Source organism: Pseudoxanthomonas yeongjuensis (assembly GCF_010093345.1).
In the GTDB taxonomy this organism is placed as follows: domain Bacteria; phylum Pseudomonadota; class Gammaproteobacteria; order Xanthomonadales; family Xanthomonadaceae; genus Pseudoxanthomonas_A; species Pseudoxanthomonas_A yeongjuensis.
The window spans coordinates 39,639-57,825 of the sequence record NZ_PDWT01000004.1; the positions used below are offsets into that span (position 1 = coordinate 39,639).

The window sequence follows — 18,187 nt, forward strand, 5'->3', positions numbered from 1 at the left end:
CGCTTTCGCCTGCCAACTGTCGGGGCTGAAGCCCCTCCCACAATGGACTCAAACGTGCTGGTCGAGGAGCACCGGATTGCCGTCGGGGTCGATGGCCATGAGGCTCGCCGGACCGGTGCTGGTCTCGTCGGCTTCGCTCATCAGCTCGATGCCTTGCGCCTTCAACTGACGCTGCAGTTCGCGCACGTCGGTGAAGCCGTCGAGCTTGCTGGCGTTGCTGTCCCAGCCGGGGTTGAAGGTCAGCATGTTCTTTTCGAACATCCCCTGGAACAGGCCGATGATGTGATCGCCGTTCTTCAGGATCAACCAGTTCTGCGCGGCGTTGCCGCCGAACTCCTTGAAGCCGAAGGCTTCGTAAAACGCCCTTGAAGCCTGCAGGTCCTTGACCGCCAGGCTGATCGAGAATGCGCCGAGCTTCATATTCGTTTCCTTTCGAGAGTGGAACTATCGTGGATTGAATACCTGCCATAACCATAGGCCAATTCCACCTATTGCAACGACCCAGGTCGCCACGATGACTATCGCCATCGCACGACTGACCGGTCGGTCCGCAGCGGCAGCGGCCTTCTCGCGTGCGTCAAGCATGACTTGCCGGGGAACGAGCCGCAGCACCAATACCAGCCCCAGGGGAACAAGGATCAAGTCGTCGAGATAGCCCAGCACGGGAATGAAGTCCGGGATCAGGTCGATGGGACTGAGCGCGTAAGCCGCGACCAGCAATGCCAGTAGCCGCACCGGCCACGGGGTGCGGGGATCGCGTGCGGCGAAGTAGACGACGAGCGTTTGCTGCTTGAGCTCTTTCGCCCACTTCCTCAGGGAAAGGATTGCCATGCGCACCTGATATCGGCATCGAGTAGCCCGGGTAGAGCGCAGCGAAACCCGGGGGCTCTTGGCGGATCATTCAAAGGCCCCGGGTTTCGCTACGCTCTACCCGGGCTACGTCGCTCACATCAGCCTGATGTCTTCGGGTGCGCGATCGAAGCGGTCGTGCCGGTTGTCGATGAATCGCAAGGGCACCGCTGCAAGTTCGTCGGTGCTGACGTTGTCGAATGTCGCAACCGCAAGCGCATAGAACCTGCCGCCCATGAACTCAGCATCTCCAGTGGCGTACAGGCGCACCCCGCACGTCTTGCAGAAGCAATAGGTCAAACCGGGAGCTTCCCTGCCCGGTGGCGTCCATTGATACGAGCTCATTCTGTCCTCGCCGGTCAGGAACCGAAACTCATCACCGCCGACAAATGCGAACCAGGCCCTGGCCTTCGTGCATATGGAGCAATTGCAGCGGATTGTTCCCTTCGGGAGGTCGAGTTCGGCTTCATACCGAACGGCGCCACAGTGACAGCTACCAAGAACGTTCATACAGCCTCCGGTTGTTGGGCTGGATCGCCAGTCACGACGGCTGGCTCGACGCCCATCTACTCGACGAACGGGCATCCGCAAGATCGACAAGCGAAGTGAGATTTTTCGGCCTAACGTCCGAATCGAGCCCAGCCGCGAAGCAGGTAGCCCGGGTTTCGCTGCGCTCTACCCGGGCTACGTCACTCATACCTTGGCATAACGCAGACGCTCAGCTCGTAATCGTCTGCGTCAACGATTCCCAGGTCGGCGGCAGCGGCCAGTCGGCCACCTGGTTGCCATCGAGCACGCGGCGCAAATCGCGGCGGTCCACCTGCGGGGCCAGCACATGGACCAGTTCCAGTGCGTAGTCGCGGAGCACACGCTCGCGCGGGAGCACGGCCCAGGCGATGCATTCGTTGATTTCATTCGGCGCCGGCCATGCGCGCAGGTCGGTGTCCTTGGCGGTGACCGCCATTTCCGCCAGCAGGCCCACGCCCATGCCGGCGCGCACATAGGTCTTGATCAGGTCCGCATCGAGCGCGGTCAGGGTGATGCTCGGCTGCAGGCCGACGCCGGCGAAGGCGCGTTGCAACGAACTCTCCGCACGCGTGGAGGATTCGTAACTGATCAAGGGTTGCGTGGCCAGGTCGGCCATGTTGGGTGCGGCGGCGCCTTCGCGATCCAGTGCATGACCACGCGGCACCAGCACCAAACGACGCCAGCGGTACAGCGGCACGGCGATGCCGGCCTGCGGTTCCTCGCCGGCGGTGCTGATGATGGCGATGTCGGCGTCGCCCGCGCTGAGCAGGTCCAGCGCCGCGCTTTCGCCCGCCTGCTGCAGGTGCACGCTGACCTGCGGATAGGCGCGCTTGATCTGGCCGATGGCCGGCGGCAGCACGAAGCGCGCCTGGGTGTGGGTGGTGGCGAGGATCAACTGGCCTTGGCTCTCACGGCGCTGGTTCGCCGAATAAGTGCGGATGTTGTTGGCCTCGGCCAGCACCGCGCGGGCGCGCGCGATGACTTCGCCGCCAGCCGGGGTGATCGTTTCCAGGCTGCGGCCCTTGCGCACGAACAACAGGAAACCCAGCTCGTCCTCCAGTTGCTTGAGCTGCTTGGACAGGCCGGGCTGGGTCGCATGCACCCGCGCCGCCGCCAGGGTGATGTTGAGATCGGCGTCGGCGATGGCTACCAGATAGCGGAGTTGGGTCAGGGTCATTGAGGGAATCTTGGAAAGGGGGCGCCGTCATCCCCGCGAAGGCGGGGACCCAGCGACTTCATGCCTTGAAAGCAAAGTCGCTGGGTTCCCGCCTACGCGGGGCTTTCAACAGCCGGATGGCTGGTCATGACGATCTAAAGCACTGATGATCAAAACCAAATACGACCACGCATCCGAATGTACGAGATTTTGTCCATCACCCACCCGGTCGCCTTATAACCACCCGTAATATGACATGTGCGGCTAGTCATTTCCGGCTGCATATAACCGGACGTTAGGGTCGTCATCCCACCCCGACATTCCGACCCGTGACCGCCCCGCTCTTTCCTCTGTTTGCCGACCTGCGTGACCGCTCCGTGCTGGTGGTGGGCGGCGGCGCGGTCGCCGAACGCAAGGTCGAGGCCTTGCTCCACGCCGGCGCCCTGCCCGTGGTCGGCTCGCCCGACCTGACCGACGCACTGCAAACCTGGCGCGAGACCGGACGCATCCGCTGGCGGGCGGGCGAATTCCACGAAGGCTGGCTGGGCGAGGCCTGGCTGGTGATCGCCGCGACCGACAACGTGGCCGTCAACCGGGCCGTGGCCTCCGCCGCCAACGCCCGGCGCATCCTTGCCAACGTGGTCGACGATGCCGAACTGTCCAGTTTCCACGTTCCGGCCATCGTCCAGCGTGGACCACTACAAGTCGCGATCTCAAGCGGCGGCGGTGCACCGATGCTGGCCCGGCATCTCCGCCGGCAACTGGAAACCCTGTTCGACGATTCGCTGGGTACGCTGGCCGAGCTGCTGGCCCGCAACCGCGACCGCATCCGCGCGCGCTTCCCCGATCTGGGCCTGCGCCGCCGTTTCTTCGAAACCCTCCTCGCCGGTCCGCTGCCGCGCCTGCTGCGTCAGCGCCTGGACAGCGAACAGGCCGACGAATACCTGCAGACCGTATTGGAGGCCGCGACCACGACGCAGGCGACCGGCTCCGTGGTCCTGGTCGGCGCCGGCCCCGGCGATCCCGGCCTGGTGACCTTGAACGCATTGCGGGCGATGAACGAGGCCGACGTGATCCTGCACGACCGCCTGGTCAGCGCCGAAGTACTGCGCCTGGCCCGGCGCGACGCGACCCGCATCGAAGTGGGCAAGTCCGCCAACGGCCACAGCGCGCGCCAGGAGGAAATCCACGCGCTGATGCTGGAACACACCCGCGCCGGCAAACGCGTGGTGCGACTGAAGGGCGGCGACCCGTTCGTGTTCGGCCGTGGCGGCGAGGAACTGGAATTCCTGCGCGCCCACGCCATTCCCTATGAAGTGGTGCCCGGGATCACCGCCGCGGTGGCATGCGCGGCCTATGCCGGCATTCCGCTGACCCATCGCGACCACGCACAATCGCTGCGCCTGGTCACCGCGCATTGCAAGGATTCACTGGACACGCTGGACTGGAACGCGTTGGCCCAGAAAAAGCAGACCCTGGCCGTTTACATGGGCGTGGCCGGGCTGGAGAAAGTGCGCGAACGCCTGCTGTTGGCCGGTGTCGCCCCCGGATTGCCGTTTGCCTTGGTGGAGAACGGTTCGCGTCCGCAGCAGCGCGTGGTCGCCGGAACCCTGGCGACCCTGCCTGAAACCGCGCACCATCATCAGGTGCAATCGCCTGCGCTGCTGATCCTGGGCGAAGTGGCCGCGCTGGCCGACACGCTTCACTGGTTCGGTGCCGCACCGCTGGCCGCGCCACCGCTTCCCGCCTCATCGCAACATCCCGACCACCTTCGCACGCCTACACTCCCGCTGGCCGCCCAAGCCGCCTGATCCCCTTCCCACGGTCCATTTTCCAAGGAGCCTCCATGGCCATCCACGACAGCATCCTCGACACCATCGGCCACACCCCGGTGGTCAAGCTGCACCGCGTCGCACCGAAGCACGTCACGCTCTATGCGAAGGTCGAATCGTTCAACCCCGGCGGCTCGGTCAAGGACCGGCTGGCCCTGGCCATCGTGCTGGACGCGGAAGCGAAGGGATTGCTGAAGCCGGGCGACACGATAGTGGAAGCGACTTCCGGCAATACCGGCGTGGCCCTGGCCATGGTCGCCGCGGCGCGCGGCTACAAGTTCGTGGCGACGATGGCGGAAACCTTCTCCATCGAGCGCCGCAAGCTGATGCGCGCGTACGGCGCGAAAGTGATCCTGACCCCCGCCGCCGAACGCGGCACCGGCATGGTCCGGCGCGCGGAGGAACTGGCCAGGCAGCACGGCTGGTTCCTGGCCAGCCAGTTCGCTAACCCGGCCAATCCCGCCTACCACCGGCAGACCACCGCGGCGGAAATCCTGCGCGATTTCGCCGGCCGGCGCCTCGATCATTTCGTCACCGGCTGGGGTACCGGCGGCACCCTGACCGGCGTCGGCGAAGTGCTGAAGGTCGCGCGGCCGGAAGTGAAGATCACCGCTGCCGAACCTTCCGCGGCCCCGCTGCTGCAGGGCAAGGAATGGTCGCCGCACAAGATCCAGGGCTGGACCCCGGACTTCGTGCCGGAAGTACTCAACCGCGACGTGGCCGACCAGATCTTGTCCATCGCCGATACCGATGCCATCGCCACCTCGCGCCGGCTCGCGGCCGAGGAAGGCATCTTCGTCGGCATCTCCGCGGGCGCCACCGTCGCCGCGGCACTGCAGGTGGCGGAAACCGCACCGGAAGGCTCGGTGCTGCTGGCGGTATTGCCGGATACCGGCGAGCGCTATTTCTCCACGCCGCTGTTCGAAGGCGTCAACGAAGGTTCCGATGACGACTGGCTGGCTTCGCTGGGCTGAGCTGCTGCTTGACCTCCTCCCTTGCGCGCAGCACAGGGGAGGAGCCAGCCCCTCTCCCCTTGTGGGAGAGGGAAAGGCGCGCAGCGCCGAGGGAGAGGGGTCGGCTTTTGGCAGGAAGCAACAGCTTCACCTTGCTTGCCCCCTCTCCTTCCCCCGCATCGAGCACTGGACAGGCCCTGCGGAACATCCTCTTCGCAAGGGAAGGGGAAATCAGGCCTCGTACAACTCCAGCGGCAAGCCATCAGGGTCGGCGAAAAACGTGAACCGTTTTCCGGTGTATTCATCCACGCGGATCGGCTCGCATTCGATGCCATTTCCAGCCAGATGGCTCATCGCGGCATCGAGGTCATCGACACGGAAGGCCAGGTGGCGCAGCCCGCAGGCCTCCGGGCGCGACACCCGCGGCGGCGGCGAAGGGAACGAGAACAGCTCGATCTGCACGCCGTCGGAAACCTGCAGGTCCAGCTTCCACGAATCACGGGCTTCGCGATAAACCTCGGCCAGTACCTGCAGGCCGAGTACTTCGGCATAGAAGCGCTTCGAGCGCACATAGTCGGACGCGATGATGGCGACGTGGTGGAGGCCGGAAATATCCATGCGCAATCTCCCCATTGAAAACGCCGGCACAAGGCCGGCGTCGTCATGTTCAATGCCGCGGAAGGCTTACCCTTCCCACTTGCCCAACGCAGCCAGGCCGTTGTCGCGGGCGCGGGCATGGACGATCGCCTGGGCCTTGCTGAAGTTGCCGACCAGGTCCTTGGACCACAGCTCGAGCGCGGCCGACTGCATCGCGCGACCGTAGGAGAACGACAGCGGCCACGGCAGGTTGCCCAGGCGGTTCATCGCATCCAGGTGCGCGGTGGCGTCTTCGTCGCTCTGGCCGCCGGACAGGAACACCACGCCGGGCAGGATCGCCGGCACGGTGCTCTTCAGGCACATCACCGTGGCTTCGGCGACTTCGTCGATGCTGGCCTGCTCTTCGCAACCCTTGCCGGCGACGACCATCGAGGCCTTGAGGATGGTGCCTTCCAGCATCACGTTCTGTTCGTAGAGCGCGCCGAACAGCGCGCGCAGAGTGGCTTCGGTGACCTCGTAGCAGGTCTCGATGTCGTGGTCGCCGTCCATCAGCACTTCCGGCTCCACCATCGGCACCAGGCCGGCTTCCTGGCACAGCGCCGCGTAGCGGGCCAGCGCGTGGGCGTTGGCTTCGATGCAGGTGCCGGACGGGATGTCGTCGCCGATGTTGATCACCGCGCGCCACTTGGCGAAACGCGCGCCGAGTGCGTAGTACTCCTTGAGGCGGTCGCGCAGGCCGTCGAGGCCTTCGGTGACCACTTCGCCCGGGCAGCCGGCCAGCGGATGCGTGCCCTTGTCGACCTTGATGCCCGGGATGATGCCGTTGGCGGCCATGACCTTGGCGAACGGCACGCCGTCTTTGGTCGACTGGCGCAGGGTTTCGTCGTAGAGGATCGCCCCGGAAATGTGCTCGCCCAGCTTCGGCGTGGTCAGCAGCATCTCGCGGTAGGCGCGGCGGTTTTCCTCGGTGTTCTCGATGCCGACACCGGCGAAACGCTTGGCGATGGTGCCGGTGGATTCGTCGATCGCGATGATGCCCTTGCCGGCGGCAACCATGGCCTGGGCGGTTTCGGCAAGCTGTTCGATGCTCATGGAGTTCCTGTGGGGGCGCTGGAAAGGGGCTGAATTATAGCCCGGACACCGCCGGGCTTCCTTTCACCGGGCGCCTGCAACCGGTTTCAAGCGCCATGCACGCCGCAGGAGCGGACCTCGCCCGCGATGCTTTTGCGCGATCCGACCGAAAGGCATCGCGCCCAAGGGGCGCTCCTACAGTTCGCCGAGGCCTTCGGCTTTTCCATCCGCACCGATCTGCAGCAGGCGCAAGGTGTTCGTCGCGCCGTGCTGCTCCATGTGGTCGCCGCTGGTGAAGATGACCCGATCGCCCGGCACCAGCCGGTTGCGGTCGCGCAGGATCCGCAGCGCATCGCGCGCGGCCTCGCGCGGGGCCAGGCCGCGGCTGTCGAAGGCGATCGGGAACACGTCGCGGATCATCGCCATCCTGCGCCGCGCGCCGTCATGGCGCGAGAACGCGTAGATCGGCGCGCTGGAACGGAACCGCGACAGGAAGCGCGCGGTGCCGCCGGATTCGGTCATCGCTACGATCGCGCGCACGCCGATGTGGTCGGCCAGGAACATGGTGGCCATGGCGATGGCCTGGTCGGCGCGCTGCAGGTTGCGTGGTTCCTTTTCGAAATCGGTATCGATCTCGAACTGCTTCTCGGCGCCCAGGCAGATGCGCGCCATCGCTTCCACCGCCTTGACCGGATAGGCGCCCGCCGCGGTCTCGGCCGAAAGCATCACCGCATCGGTGCCGTCGATCACCGAGTTGGCCACGTCCAGCACTTCGGCGCGCGTGGGAATGGGACTTTCGACCATCGACTGCAGCATCTGCGTGGCGGTGATGACGACTTTGTTGCGCGCCAGCGACTCGCGGATGATCTTCTTCTGCAAGCCGGGCAGTTCGGCGTCGCCGATCTCCACGCCCAGGTCGCCGCGCGCGACCATGACCACGTCGCTGGCGTCGATGATCTCGGCCAGGTTCTCGATCGCCTCGGTGCGTTCGATCTTGGAAACCAGCGCCGCGTCGCAACCGTGCGACTGGGCGATGCGGCGCGCTTCGTTCATGTCCTCGGCGTTGCGGCAGAACGACACGGCGATGAAGTCCACGCCGATCTGGGCGACGATCCCGATCAGCTCCTTGTCGCGCTCGGTCAGCGCGCCCAGGGAGAGGCCGCCGCCCTGCTTGTTCAGGCCCTTGCGGTCGGACAGCATGCCGTCGTTGAGTACCGTGTTGACGATGCGCTCGCCTTCCACCGATTCCACGCGCAGTTGCATCAGGCCGTCGTCCAGCAACAGCACGTCGCCGGGTTGCACGTCGCCGGGAAGGCCGAGGTAACTGACCCCGACCTGAGAGGCATCCCCAAGCGGCGCGTCGGCGTTCGCGACCAGGTCGAAGCGGTCGCCCATCTTCAGCCTGACCTTGCCCTCGGCGAATTTCTCGATGCGGATCTTCGGCCCCGGCAGGTCGGCGAGGATGCCGACCTCGGCGCCCGCCCGTTGCGCCGCGGCGCGTACCGCGGCGGCGCGCTTGGCCTGCGCGGAAGGATCGCCGTGGGAGAAATTGAGGCGCACCACGTTGACCCCGGCGCGGAACAGTTCGTCGAGCACGCCGGGTGGATCGGTGGCGGGCCCGAGGGTGGCGAGAATCTTGGTACGGCGTTGGCGATCGGTCACGGAGGCCTCCCCTCTAGAGAATCGGGAAACTACCACACTCAGAAGACCACTACGATGCCATTAGCTACCGCAATGGCTGTGGCGACTAAATTCCCGAGGATATAGTTCGCTTCATTGCTTCATATTGGTATTTAAGTGGTTATTTATCTTGCATGAGTCCGCAGGGGCGTCGGGCCGTAGGAGCGGGCCTTGCCCGCGATGCCCTTCCGCGATCCGACCGAAAGGCATCGCGCCCAAGGGGCGCTCCTACGCGCCGCGCTCCTGCAGGGCCACGACCGCCGGCAATGGCTTGCCTTCCAGGAACTCCAGGAACGCGCCGCCGCCGGTGGAGATATAGCCGATGCCGTCGGCGATGCCGTACTTGTCCACCGCCGCGAGGGTGTCGCCGCCGCCGGCGATGGAGAAGGCCTTCGAGGCGGCGATGGCGCGGGCCAGGGTTTCGGTGCCTTTGCCGAAGGCGTCGAACTCGAACACCCCGACCGGCCCATTCCAGACCACGGTGCCGGCGGCGGCGATCATCCGTGCGTAGCGCGCGGCGGTGTCCGGGCCGATGTCCAGGATCATGTCGTCCGCGCCGACCGCGTCCACCGCCTTGACCGTGGCGACGGTGTCGGCCTTGAATTCGGAAGCGACCACGACATCGGTCGGCACCGGGATCTCGGCACCGCGCGCCCTGGCGTCGGCGATGATCTTGCGCGCGGTGTCGAGCAGGTCGATCTCCACCAGCGACTTGCCCACGCCGTGGCCTTCGGCGGCGATGAAGGTATTGGCGATGCCGCCGCCGACGATCAACTGGTCGACCTTGCCGACCAGGTTGGACAGCAGTTCCAGCTTGGTCGAGACCTTGCTGCCGGCGACGATCGCCAGCAGCGGGTGCGCGGGCCGGTCCAGCGCCTTGGCCAGCGCATCCAGTTCGCCCATGAGCAGCGGGCCGCCGGCGGCCTGTTTGGCGAACCTGATGACGCCGTGGGTGGAAGCCTGCGCGCGGTGCGCCGTGCCGAAGGCGTCCATGACGAACACGTCGCACAGCGCGGCGTACTTCTTCGACAGGGTTTCGTCGTCCTTGCCCTCGCCCACGTTCATGCGGCAGTTTTCCAGCAATACCAGCTGGCCGGGCGCGACCTCGACGCCGTCCACCCAGTCCCTGACCAGCGGCACGTCGATGCCGAGCAGTTCCGCAAGACGCCTGGCCACCGGAGCCAGCGAATCAGCTTCGCTCCACACGCCTTCCTTCGGCCGGCCCAGGTGCGAAGTGACCATGACCGCGGCGCCTTTCTGCAGCGCCAGCTTCAGGGTCGGCAACGAGGCGGTGATGCGCTGTTCCGAAGTGATCCGCCCCGGTTGTCCCTCGGCGTGCTCGATCGGCACGTTGAGGTCCTGCCGGATCAGCACGCGCTTGCCGGCGAGATCGAGGTCGGTCATGCGGAGGATGGACATGGCGTGGCGTTCCGTAGCGGGTCGGGACCGTCATTGTCCGGGCTCGGGCGCCGCGCGGCAACGCAGGCCCTGTCGTAGGAGCGGGCCTTGCCCGCGATGCTTTATGTCGTGCATCGCGCAAGAGCATCGCGGGCAAGGCCCGCTCCTACAACGGCGGCATCTTGTCGATGTCTTCGTGGACCAGCTCCATCGCCATCACCAGCGCATCCTCGCGGCCGTCGCGCGCCGGATAGTAGCGCGGGCGGCGGCCGATCTCGTTGAAACCTTCGTCGTGGTAAAGCGCGATCGCGGGAGGATTGGAGGGCCGCACTTCCAGGAAAATGCGCGCGGCGCCGAGATCGCGCGCCAGCTTGACCAGCATCCGCAACAGCCGGCGGCCATGGCCGCGGCCCTGGCGCTCGGGAGCGATGCAGATGTTGAGGATGTGCGCCTCGTCGGCGGCCACGCTGATCACGGCGTAACCGATGGACAGGCCATGTTCCTGCAGGACCCATGCCGGATAACCGGCGGCCAGGCAGTCGCGGAAGATGCCGCGCGTCCACGGGAACGGATAGGCGCGCTGCTCGATGGCCAGGATCGTATCCAGGTCGCTTTCGCGCATCGAACGCAGGCTGGCGCCCGCGAATCCGTCGGCGTCGACCGCCACCGCGCTCACGGCAACGGCTTCCTTCGCAACGCACGCAGCTGCGGCCACAGCGCGCGCTTGGCCGCGGGATTGCCGCGCAACGCGTGCGAGGGCGGCCATTGCGCCATGATCGCGGCGGCATCTTCGGCATTGGGATTGCAGCCGGAAGCGCGGATCAGGGCGAAATGGAGCTTGTCCGGCAGCCGCGACGCAGCGCGATGCGGTGCGGGTTCCGCGACGCGGACACGGATTTCGGCGGATTCGGGCTTCGATGCATGGCGGGCAGGCGCCTGGGCGGGCGATGCGGGCTCTTGCGATGCAAGCTCGCGCGACGCCGGCTCGCGGCTCGCGGCGACGGGTTCAAGCGCGCGCGCTACGGGCGCTTCCGCGGTCCCTTGCACATACAAGGTGTGGCCCAGCGCAGCCAGCCATTCGTGCTGCTGCGATGACCACAGCTCGCTCACGCTGCCGCCTCCGGCGTCTTGCGGGTGCGCCGCCACAGCCAGTAAACCGGGCCCGACAACGCATAGACCACGCCGATGGCCAGCAAGGCGCGCGACAGATCCATGGCCAGCACCGCGATCACCACCGGCACCAGCAGCAACACATAGAACGGAACCCGGATGGCCGTGTTCGCATTGGCGCCACCGCCCTTGAAGCTCCAGAAGCGGATCCTACTGACCATCAGCAAGGCCGCCACCAGGGTCACGCCCAGCGCCACGTAGCGCAATTGCTCGCCGCTCCAGCCCAGGTCGCCATCGGCGAAGGCCCAGACGAAGGACATCATCAACCCCGCCGCCGCCGGGCTGGCTAGGCCTATGAACCAGCGCTTGTCCACCGTTCCCACCTGGGTGTTGAAGCGGGCCAGGCGCAAGGCCGCGCAGGCGGCGTACAGGAACGCCACCGCCCAGCCCACCCTGCCCATCACGTCGCTGTCGAACTTCATGTACGACAACGCCCAGTGGTACATCACCAGGGCCGGGGCCATGCCGAAGCTGACCAGGTCGGCCAGCGAGTCGTACTGCACGCCGAAATCGGTGCTGGTGCCGGTCAGCCGGGCCACGCGACCGTCGATGCCATCCATCAGCGCAGCGATGAACACCGCCACCGCCGCATGCACGAACTGGCCATTGGCCGCCGCGATGATCGAATAGAACCCCGCGAACAGGCCCGCCGTGGTGAACAGGTTGGGCAGCAAATAGATGGTGCGCGAGCGCGGAGGTTGCTTGTTTTCGTCCATGCGTCGCAGTTTATCCCAACCAGGCGACTTGCCAGCCCGGCTCGGCAGTGCTGCAATCAATCGCCTGCATCCCCTATCTTCCTGCCTGGAGGCCGCCCATGCGCGCCCTGTCCACTCGCCTGCTCCTGATCCGCGCCTGCGCCCTGCTGGTGCTGGCCAGCGCCTGCACCACCGCCCTGGCCGGCAAGATCTATCAATGGAAGGACGCCAAGGGCGTCACCCATTACGCCGACAGCCCGCCACCCGACCAGCAGGTCAAGGACCGTCGCATCGACAATCGCGGCGCACCGGTGGTCGAGAGTACGGCGGTCGGCAAATCGGTGGAAAATCCGCAATGCACCAGCGCCAAGCTCAACCTGCAGATACTGGCCGGCAACACCGGCGTGCAGCAGGACACCGACGGCGACGGCAAGCCGGACAAGACCCTCAACGACGAAGACCGCGCCAACCAGCGCGGACTGGCCGAAGCCGCGATCAAGGCCTATTGCACGCCCAAACCCGCGGCCTGAAGCATGCGGCTGGCCTGGGCCATCATCGCCGGGTTGGTCCTGGGCGCGGGCATCGCCTGGTGGCTGTCGCGCGAGCCCGCGGCAAGAACCGAGGCGAAACAGCGACGCGCCGAACAGGCGGCGACCGAACTGGCCCGCGAGGCCCGGCCCTCGCTATACCGCTGGCGCGACGCCGCCGGGGTCCTGCAGATCACCGACAAACCGCCCAAGGACCGGCCTTTCGAGCGCATCGACCGCGCCCCCGACCGCGCCATCGAGGTCAAGGGCGACCGCGGCGACTGAGCGCAAGGCCGCAAGTTGGCGCCGTAGCTGGCAAAATGCCGGTTCCCCACGCTGCGAAACCCCACGATGCGCCTGTCGCAATTCCATTTACGCACCACCAAGGAAACCCCCGCCGACGCCGAGCTGGTCAGCCACCGGCTGATGCTGCGCGCCGGCATGATCCGCAAACTGGCCACCGGCCTGTACATCTGGTCGCCGTTGGGCCTGCGCGTGCTGCGCAGGGTGGAGAAGGTGGTCCGCGAGGAAATGGACCGCGCCGGCGCCATCGAACTGCTGCTGCCGACGATCCAGCCGCGCGAGTTGTGGGAAGAGACCGGGCGCTGGCAGAAGTTCGGCGGCCAGCTGCTGAAGATCAAGGACCGCAAGGAAGCCGAATACTGCTACGGCCCCACCGCCGAAGAAGCGATCACCGACTTCGCCCGCCAGGAACTGGCCAGCTACAAGCAGCTGCCGGTCAATTTCTACCAGATCCAGACCAAGTTCCGCGACGAGATCCGCCCGCGTTTCGGGGTCATGCGCGCGCGCGAATTCCTGATGAAGGATGCGTATTCGTTCCACCTGACCGATGAGGGCCTGGTCGCCGAATACAACAACATGCACGCCACCTACACCCGCATCTTCACCCGCCTGGGCCTGGACTTCCGCGCGGTGCTGGCCGACTCGGGCGCGATCGGCGGCGACGCCTCGCAGGAGTTCCACGTGCTGGCCGACTCGGGCGAGGACGCCATCGCCTTCTCCACCGGTTCCGACTACGCCGCCAACCTGGAGAAAGCGCAGGCGGCGCTGCCCGGCGCACGTCCCGGCGCCACCGAGGCCATGCGCAAGGTCGACACGCCGACGCAGAAGACCTGCGAGGAAGTCGCCGAGTTACTGGGCATTCCGCTGCAATCCACGGTCAAGTCGATCGCGGCGATGACCGAGGAAGGTTTCGTGCTGGCGCTGGTCCGCGGCGACCACTCGGTCAACGAAATCAAGCTGCGCAAGGTCGCGGGCCTGGCCGATTACCGCATGGCCAGCGAGGCCGAAATCCTGGAACACCTGGGCAGCGAACCCGGTTTCCTCGGCCCGCTCGCGCCGAAGTCCGCGATCCGCGTGATCGCCGACCGGGAAGTAGCCGCGATGGCCGATTTCGTGGTCGGGGCCAATGAAGCCGGTTTCCATATCGCCGGGGTCAACTGGGGCCGCGATCTGCCCGAGCCTGGAACCATCGCCGACATCCGCAACGTGGTCGAAGGAGACCGCGCCGAGGACGGCGGCGAACTGCGTATCGTGCGCGGGATAGAGGTGGGCCACGTATTCCAACTGGGCCGCAGCTACGCCGAGGCGATGAATGCGACCGTGCTGGACGAAAACGGCAAGGCCACGACCCTGTCGATGGGCTGCTACGGCATCGGCGTCTCGCGCATCGTGGCGGCGGCGATCGAGCAGAACCACGACGACGCCGGCATCATCTGGCCGGAGCCGATGGCGCCGTGGACGGTGGCGATCTGCACCATCAACCCGAAGAACGACGCGGCGGTGAACGCGGCCGCGCAGCAGTTGTTCGACGAACTGGAGGGCGCCGGCATCGATGCGGTGCTCGACGACCGCGGCCTGCGCCCGGGCCAGATGTTCGCCGACATCGAACTGATCGGCATCCCGCACCGCGTGGTGATTTCCGAACGCGGCCTGGCTGCTGGGACGTTCGAGTACCGGGCGCGTCGCGCGAGCGAAGCGGAGAACCTGGGGCGCGAGGAGTTGCTGGCGAAACTGATCGGCTGATTGCATGCCGTTGATGGAGTGAAGAAAACGCCGGCAATGCCGGCGTTTTCTTTTGTAGCGGCCGAAACCTGCCGCAGACCTTGCTCTTTCTTGCTTTTGACAAGGAGCGATCCCCGCCTTCGCCGAGATGACGAGCAAAACCTTTCCTCAATCCTCCCCTGCGCTACGCGCAAGAGGGGAGGCTGAGATCAAGTTCCGTCAGAGATTCTTCCGCGCCGGCAGCAACAAATTGCCGAACAGCAGTCCCGCGATCAGCGCCATCACGATGTTGATCACCGCCAGCAACGCCGAATTCCCCACCACCACGTCCTGCTGCTGCATCAGGCTCATCACCCCGCGCAGGCTGTTGCTGCCCGGCACCAGCATGATGATCCCGGGCACGCGGATGATCGCGCCCGGCTTGTTGGCCCAGCGCGCGAAGGCGTTGCCCGCGGCGGTGAGCGTCAGCGCGGACAGGAAGATACCGACCGGGCTTCCCCAGGCCTGCCCCGCATATCGCGAGATCACGTAGCCGCAGATCGCCGCGGCCATCACCCATACGTAATCGCGGCGATGCGCCTTGAACAGCACCGCGAAGGCGTAGGCCACCAGCACCAGCGAAGTCCATTCCACCCATTCCGGCTGCGGCCGCGACGCGCGCACTTCCGGGTACAGGCCGACCAGTTGGGCCAGGGTCAAGGCGATCAGCGTGCCGACGGTCAGCTTCAGGATCGTGGTGATCGCCCCGGCGAAACGCGCGGTCCCCGACACCAGGTGTCCGCTGGTGAGCTCGTTGACCGCATTGGTCAGGGTCAGGCCGGGCAGCAGCACCACCAGCGAGGCGATGATCACGCTGTTGAGGTTGAGCGGCTGGACCAGGTTCGAGACCAGCACCGCGACCATGCCCGCCATCAGCGCCGATACCGCATCGCTGGCTTCCCTGAGCCGCGGACGCCGTTCGTTCAACACCGACTGCACGCCGATCAGCAGGCCGATGAAGGTAGCGGTTGCGATGTCCAGCCACGGCAGGCGCCAGAGACCGGCTACCGCACCCGAGGCCAGCGCGAACGCCAGCAACTGGGTGACCCGCCAGCGCAGGCTGGGCTTGCGGTCCAGCGCGCGCAATGCGGTGTGGCCCTGGGCGATGCTCATCGCGCCGTCCGCCACCGCTTCGGCGATGCGATCGGATTCGCCCAGTTTGTACAGGTCGTTCTCGCCAGGGGCCAGGCGGATCACCCGGGTGGTATCGCTGGCGCCCAACGGTCGTGCCGGATCGCTGAAACTCAGGATCAGGCCGGTGGGGTTCGACCAGGGTTCGCAGGCCAGTCCCAGTCGCGTCGCCAAGGCGACCACCGCTCCTTCCAGGCGTTGTGCGGTGGTGCCATAGGTGTGCAGGCGCCCGGCCATCTCGCACACGAAAGCGATGCGTTGCGCATAAGTGGAGGTGGTGGGCGTGGTGCTGGCGGCTTGCGGCATGGGATTAGTTTAGGGCCTGCGCCGCTCGTGGCGTGCCATGATCGGGCCGATTCCCGGTCACGGCATAGCCGGTCACCGCATAGACTGTATGCTCCCGGACGCGCGATATGACCCAGACAGACGCCCGCCCCCGCTTCGATACCGACGACGCCGATCCCGCACGGGTGCGGCTGGCCGGGCAATGGACGATCGCGACCGCGCTGCAGGTCGCCGAGCGCCTGCGCGAAATGCCGGCCACGGCCAAGGCCATCGATGCCACCGGCATCGCCCGGATCGATTCGGCCGGCGTGCTGCAGCTACTGCGCCACGCCATGCGCAACGGCATCGCAGCGGAGGACCTGCACTTCCGCGAGGAACACCGGGCGCTGGTTTCCACCATCGAGGACGTCGCCGACGATCGCCCGAAGAAGAAGCGCGACTACGGCTTCACCGCCGCACTGGCGCGTCTCGGCTACCGGGTGCAGGACAACGGCAAGGAAATGATGGCCCTGGTCAGCTTCACCGGCGAGAACCTGGTGAAAATGTTGCGCATCCTGCGCGAGCCGCGGCGCCTGCGGGTGACCGCCACCGTCTTCCACATGGAGCAGGTGGGTCTGGACGCGGTGCCGCTGGTGATCCTGCTGTCGTACCTGGTCGGCGCGGTCATCGCCTTCCTCGGCTCGACCATCCTGCGCGACTTCGGTGCCGAGATCTACGTGGTGGAACTGGTCAGCATCGCCTTCTTGCGCGAGTTCGCGGTGCTGCTCACCGCCATCGTCCTGGCCGGACGCACCGCCAGCGCCTTCACCGCGCAGATCGGCGCGATGCAGAGCCGCGAGGAGATCGACGCGATCCGCACCCTGGGCCTGGATCCGATCGACCTGCTGGTGATCCCGCGCCTGCTGGCCCTGCTGATCACCCTGCCGCTGCTGACCTTCATCGCGATGATGGCCGGCCTGGCCGGCGGCATCACCGTCGGCGCATTCGACCTGGGCATCCCGCCGCAGATGTACCTGGCGCGCATGCACGAAACCCTGGAGGTGCGGCATTTCCTGGTCGGGATGTCCAAGGCGCCGGTATTCGCGTTGATCATCGGCCTGATCGGTTGCCTGGAAGGCCTGCAGGTGGAAGGCACCGCGCAATCGGTGGGCGAACGCACCACTTCCAGCGTGGTCCAGGCCATTTCGCTGGTGATCATCCTCGACGCGCTGGCGGCGTTGTGGTTCATGAAGATGGATTGGTGAGGGCGGTGAAGGGTGAATAGTAAAGTCGCCCGCTGTGCGGGCTGCCAATGGGAAAGCGGGAGCAAAGGCGTACGGCTTCCGCTTTTCATCGGCCATTCGCAGGCGGCGCAGCCGCCGACTTCACCCTTTACCGCTTCCCAGCGCCGGACAGGTAACGTCCCGTGATGTCTGTCGAAACCGACGCCCCCGCCGCATCCCCAATCATTTCCGTCCGCGGCCTCGTCAACCGCTTCGGCGAGCAGACCGTGCATGAAGGCCTGGACCTGGACGTCGTGCCGGGCGAGATCCTCGGCGTGGTCGGCGGCTCGGGTACCGGCAAGTCGGTGCTGATGCGCTCGATCCTTGGGTTGCGCATTCCCGATGCCGGCCAGATCGAGGTGCTGGGTACCGATGCGCGCTCGACCCGCCCGCAGGATCGCCAGCACATCGAGCGCAACACCGGCGTGTTGTTCCAGGATGGTGCGCTGTTCTCGTCGCTGACCGTGGGCGAGAACGTGCAGGTGCCACTGAAGGAGCACCATTCCGAACTGCCCGACAGCTGGCGCTACGAACTGGCGCTGCTGAAGGTGAAGCTGGCCGGATTGCCGGCCGATGCCTTGAACAAATTGCCCTCGCAGCTGTCCGGCGGCATGCGCAAGCGCGCCGGCCTGGCCCGCGCGCTGGCCCTGGATCCGCCGCTGCTGTTCCTGGACGAACCCACCGCCGGGCTGGACCCGATCGGCGCGGCCGCCTTCGACCGCCTGATCCGGACCCTGCAGCAGGCGCTGGGCCTGACCGTGTTCCTCATCACCCACGACCTGGACACCCTGTACGCTATCTGCGACCGGGTCGCGGTGCTGGCCGACCGCAAGGTGGTTATCACCGCACCGATCGCCGAGGTCGAGAAGCTCGATCATCCGTGGGTGCAGGAATATTTCCACGGCCCGCGCGCGCGCGCCGCGCGCGATGGCCGCGATGCCTACCAGGAAAGAACCGTGCAAGAACGAACCAAGCAAGAGGCGTCCTGA

19 protein-coding genes are annotated in these 18,187 nt (G+C 66.3%); 7 read left to right on the forward strand and 12 right to left on the reverse strand.

The window, feature by feature from the left end:
* Positions 1 to 48: 48 nt before the first annotated feature.
* From CSC74_RS12125 to CSC74_RS12140, 4 genes are all read right to left on the reverse strand, one after another.
* Positions 49 to 420, reverse strand: a complete 372-nt coding sequence (locus CSC74_RS12125) for a VOC family protein (RefSeq protein WP_162314744.1) — start codon at positions 418 to 420, stop codon at positions 49 to 51.
* A gap of 24 nt (positions 421 to 444) precedes the next feature.
* Positions 445 to 831, reverse strand: a complete 387-nt coding sequence (locus CSC74_RS12130; protein ID WP_162314745.1) for a YkvA family protein — start codon at positions 829 to 831, stop codon at positions 445 to 447.
* A gap of 114 nt (positions 832 to 945) precedes the next feature.
* On the reverse strand, positions 946 to 1,434 hold the full coding sequence (locus CSC74_RS12135; RefSeq protein WP_343037922.1) for a GFA family protein: 489 nt from the start codon (positions 1,432 to 1,434) through the stop codon (positions 946 to 948).
* A gap of 133 nt (positions 1,435 to 1,567) precedes the next feature.
* Positions 1,568 to 2,554, reverse strand: coding sequence for a LysR family transcriptional regulator (locus CSC74_RS12140; protein ID WP_162314747.1), 987 nt, complete (start codon positions 2,552 to 2,554; stop codon positions 1,568 to 1,570).
* A 308-nt stretch (positions 2,555 to 2,862) separates the two neighbouring features.
* On the opposite strand from CSC74_RS12140, the gene cysG reads away from it, so the two are divergent.
* Together cysG and cysK are read left to right on the forward strand one after the other, a co-directional pair.
* Positions 2,863 to 4,344, forward strand: a complete 1,482-nt coding sequence (gene cysG / locus CSC74_RS12145; RefSeq protein WP_162314748.1) for a siroheme synthase CysG — start codon at positions 2,863 to 2,865, stop codon at positions 4,342 to 4,344.
* Between the two features lie 35 nt (positions 4,345 to 4,379).
* Positions 4,380 to 5,339 carry a cysteine synthase A gene (cysK, locus tag CSC74_RS12150; protein ID WP_162314749.1) on the forward strand — a complete coding sequence of 320 codons (960 nt, stop codon included), beginning with the start codon at positions 4,380 to 4,382 and terminating at the stop codon, positions 5,337 to 5,339.
* Between the two features lie 210 nt (positions 5,340 to 5,549).
* Here the strand turns inward: cysK and gloA2 are convergent, their stop codons facing one another.
* The 7 genes from gloA2 to pssA all read right to left on the reverse strand — a co-directional run bounded on the left by gloA2 (position 5,550) and on the right by pssA (position 11,950).
* A complete protein-coding gene (gene gloA2, locus CSC74_RS12155; protein WP_211369633.1) occupies positions 5,550 to 5,936 on the reverse strand; it encodes an SMU1112c/YaeR family gloxylase I-like metalloprotein in 387 nt (128 codons plus the stop codon).
* A 66-nt stretch (positions 5,937 to 6,002) separates the two neighbouring features.
* A complete protein-coding gene (locus CSC74_RS12160; RefSeq protein ID WP_162314750.1) occupies positions 6,003 to 7,007 on the reverse strand; it encodes a class I fructose-bisphosphate aldolase in 1,005 nt (334 codons plus the stop codon).
* A 174-nt stretch (positions 7,008 to 7,181) separates the two neighbouring features.
* Positions 7,182 to 8,648, reverse strand: a complete 1,467-nt coding sequence (gene pyk, locus CSC74_RS12165; RefSeq protein WP_162314751.1) for a pyruvate kinase — start codon at positions 8,646 to 8,648, stop codon at positions 7,182 to 7,184.
* Between the two features lie 246 nt (positions 8,649 to 8,894).
* The gene (locus CSC74_RS12170; protein WP_162314752.1) at positions 8,895 to 10,085 is read right to left on the reverse strand and encodes a phosphoglycerate kinase; all 1,191 of its coding nucleotides are present in this window, start codon (positions 10,083 to 10,085) and stop codon (positions 8,895 to 8,897) included.
* Between the two features lie 145 nt (positions 10,086 to 10,230).
* The gene (gene rimI, locus CSC74_RS12175) at positions 10,231 to 10,686 is read right to left on the reverse strand and encodes a ribosomal protein S18-alanine N-acetyltransferase (protein ID WP_246193227.1); all 456 of its coding nucleotides are present in this window, start codon (positions 10,684 to 10,686) and stop codon (positions 10,231 to 10,233) included.
* A gap of 50 nt (positions 10,687 to 10,736) precedes the next feature.
* Positions 10,737 to 11,174 (reverse strand): alanine acetyltransferase, encoded by a 438-nt coding sequence (locus CSC74_RS12180; RefSeq protein WP_246193210.1) that lies wholly within the window; start codon positions 11,172 to 11,174, stop codon positions 10,737 to 10,739.
* The gene (gene pssA, locus CSC74_RS12185) at positions 11,171 to 11,950 is read right to left on the reverse strand and encodes a CDP-diacylglycerol--serine O-phosphatidyltransferase (RefSeq protein ID WP_162314755.1); all 780 of its coding nucleotides are present in this window, start codon (positions 11,948 to 11,950) and stop codon (positions 11,171 to 11,173) included. Before pssA ends, CSC74_RS12180 begins: the two co-directional genes overlap by 4 nt.
* A gap of 98 nt (positions 11,951 to 12,048) precedes the next feature.
* Between pssA and CSC74_RS12190 the strand changes: the two genes are divergently transcribed.
* From CSC74_RS12190 to CSC74_RS12200, 3 genes are all read left to right on the forward strand, one after another.
* On the forward strand, positions 12,049 to 12,459 hold the full coding sequence (locus CSC74_RS12190; protein WP_162314756.1) for a DUF4124 domain-containing protein: 411 nt from the start codon (positions 12,049 to 12,051) through the stop codon (positions 12,457 to 12,459).
* Between the two features lie 3 nt (positions 12,460 to 12,462).
* Entirely contained in the window at positions 12,463 to 12,741 is a 279-nt protein-coding gene (locus tag CSC74_RS12195; protein ID WP_162314757.1) for a DUF4124 domain-containing protein, read from the forward strand.
* Positions 12,742 to 12,807: 66 nt separating this feature from the next.
* A complete protein-coding gene (locus tag CSC74_RS12200; protein WP_162314758.1) occupies positions 12,808 to 14,502 on the forward strand; it encodes a proline--tRNA ligase in 1,695 nt (564 codons plus the stop codon).
* A 198-nt stretch (positions 14,503 to 14,700) separates the two neighbouring features.
* On the opposite strand, the gene CSC74_RS12205 is transcribed toward CSC74_RS12200, so the two are convergent.
* A complete protein-coding gene (locus CSC74_RS12205; RefSeq protein ID WP_162314759.1) occupies positions 14,701 to 15,957 on the reverse strand; it encodes a threonine/serine exporter family protein in 1,257 nt (418 codons plus the stop codon).
* A 107-nt stretch (positions 15,958 to 16,064) separates the two neighbouring features.
* Between CSC74_RS12205 and CSC74_RS12210 the strand changes: the two genes are divergently transcribed.
* Both CSC74_RS12210 and CSC74_RS12215 read left to right on the forward strand, forming a co-directional pair.
* A complete protein-coding gene (locus tag CSC74_RS12210) occupies positions 16,065 to 17,180 on the forward strand; it encodes an ABC transporter permease (protein ID WP_162314760.1) in 1,116 nt (371 codons plus the stop codon).
* A gap of 164 nt (positions 17,181 to 17,344) precedes the next feature.
* Positions 17,345 to 18,187 carry an ABC transporter ATP-binding protein gene (locus CSC74_RS12215; RefSeq protein ID WP_162314761.1) on the forward strand — a complete coding sequence of 281 codons (843 nt, stop codon included), beginning with the start codon at positions 17,345 to 17,347 and terminating at the stop codon, positions 18,185 to 18,187.

Excerpts from the sequence above, each read along its gene's own strand:
- rimI (WP_246193227.1), bottom strand. The coding sequence starts at position 10,686 with ATGCGCGAAAGCGACCTGGATACGATCCTGGCCATCGAGCAGCGCGCC.
- CSC74_RS12160 (WP_162314750.1), bottom strand. The coding sequence starts at position 7,007 with ATGAGCATCGAACAGCTTGCCGAAACCGCCCAGGCCATGGTTGCCGCC.
- cysK (WP_162314749.1), top strand. The coding sequence starts at position 4,380 with ATGGCCATCCACGACAGCATCCTCGACACCATCGGCCACACCCCGGTG.
- CSC74_RS12135 (WP_343037922.1), bottom strand. The coding sequence starts at position 1,434 with ATGCCCGTTCGTCGAGTAGATGGGCGTCGAGCCAGCCGTCGTGACTGG.
- CSC74_RS12190 (WP_162314756.1), top strand. The coding sequence starts at position 12,049 with ATGCGCGCCCTGTCCACTCGCCTGCTCCTGATCCGCGCCTGCGCCCTG.
- CSC74_RS12210 (WP_162314760.1), top strand. The coding sequence starts at position 16,065 with ATGACCCAGACAGACGCCCGCCCCCGCTTCGATACCGACGACGCCGAT.
- pssA (WP_162314755.1), bottom strand. The coding sequence starts at position 11,950 with ATGGACGAAAACAAGCAACCTCCGCGCTCGCGCACCATCTATTTGCTG.
- CSC74_RS12170 (WP_162314752.1), bottom strand. The coding sequence starts at position 10,085 with ATGTCCATCCTCCGCATGACCGACCTCGATCTCGCCGGCAAGCGCGTG.
- gloA2 (WP_211369633.1), bottom strand. The coding sequence starts at position 5,936 with ATGGATATTTCCGGCCTCCACCACGTCGCCATCATCGCGTCCGACTAT.
- CSC74_RS12125 (WP_162314744.1), bottom strand. The coding sequence starts at position 420 with ATGAAGCTCGGCGCATTCTCGATCAGCCTGGCGGTCAAGGACCTGCAG.
- CSC74_RS12200 (WP_162314758.1), top strand. The coding sequence starts at position 12,808 with ATGCGCCTGTCGCAATTCCATTTACGCACCACCAAGGAAACCCCCGCC.
- CSC74_RS12195 (WP_162314757.1), top strand. The coding sequence starts at position 12,463 with ATGCGGCTGGCCTGGGCCATCATCGCCGGGTTGGTCCTGGGCGCGGGC.
- CSC74_RS12215 (WP_162314761.1), top strand. The coding sequence starts at position 17,345 with ATGTCTGTCGAAACCGACGCCCCCGCCGCATCCCCAATCATTTCCGTC.
- CSC74_RS12205 (WP_162314759.1), bottom strand. The coding sequence starts at position 15,957 with ATGCCGCAAGCCGCCAGCACCACGCCCACCACCTCCACTTATGCGCAA.
- CSC74_RS12130 (WP_162314745.1), bottom strand. The coding sequence starts at position 831 with ATGGCAATCCTTTCCCTGAGGAAGTGGGCGAAAGAGCTCAAGCAGCAA.
- CSC74_RS12140 (WP_162314747.1), bottom strand. The coding sequence starts at position 2,554 with ATGACCCTGACCCAACTCCGCTATCTGGTAGCCATCGCCGACGCCGAT.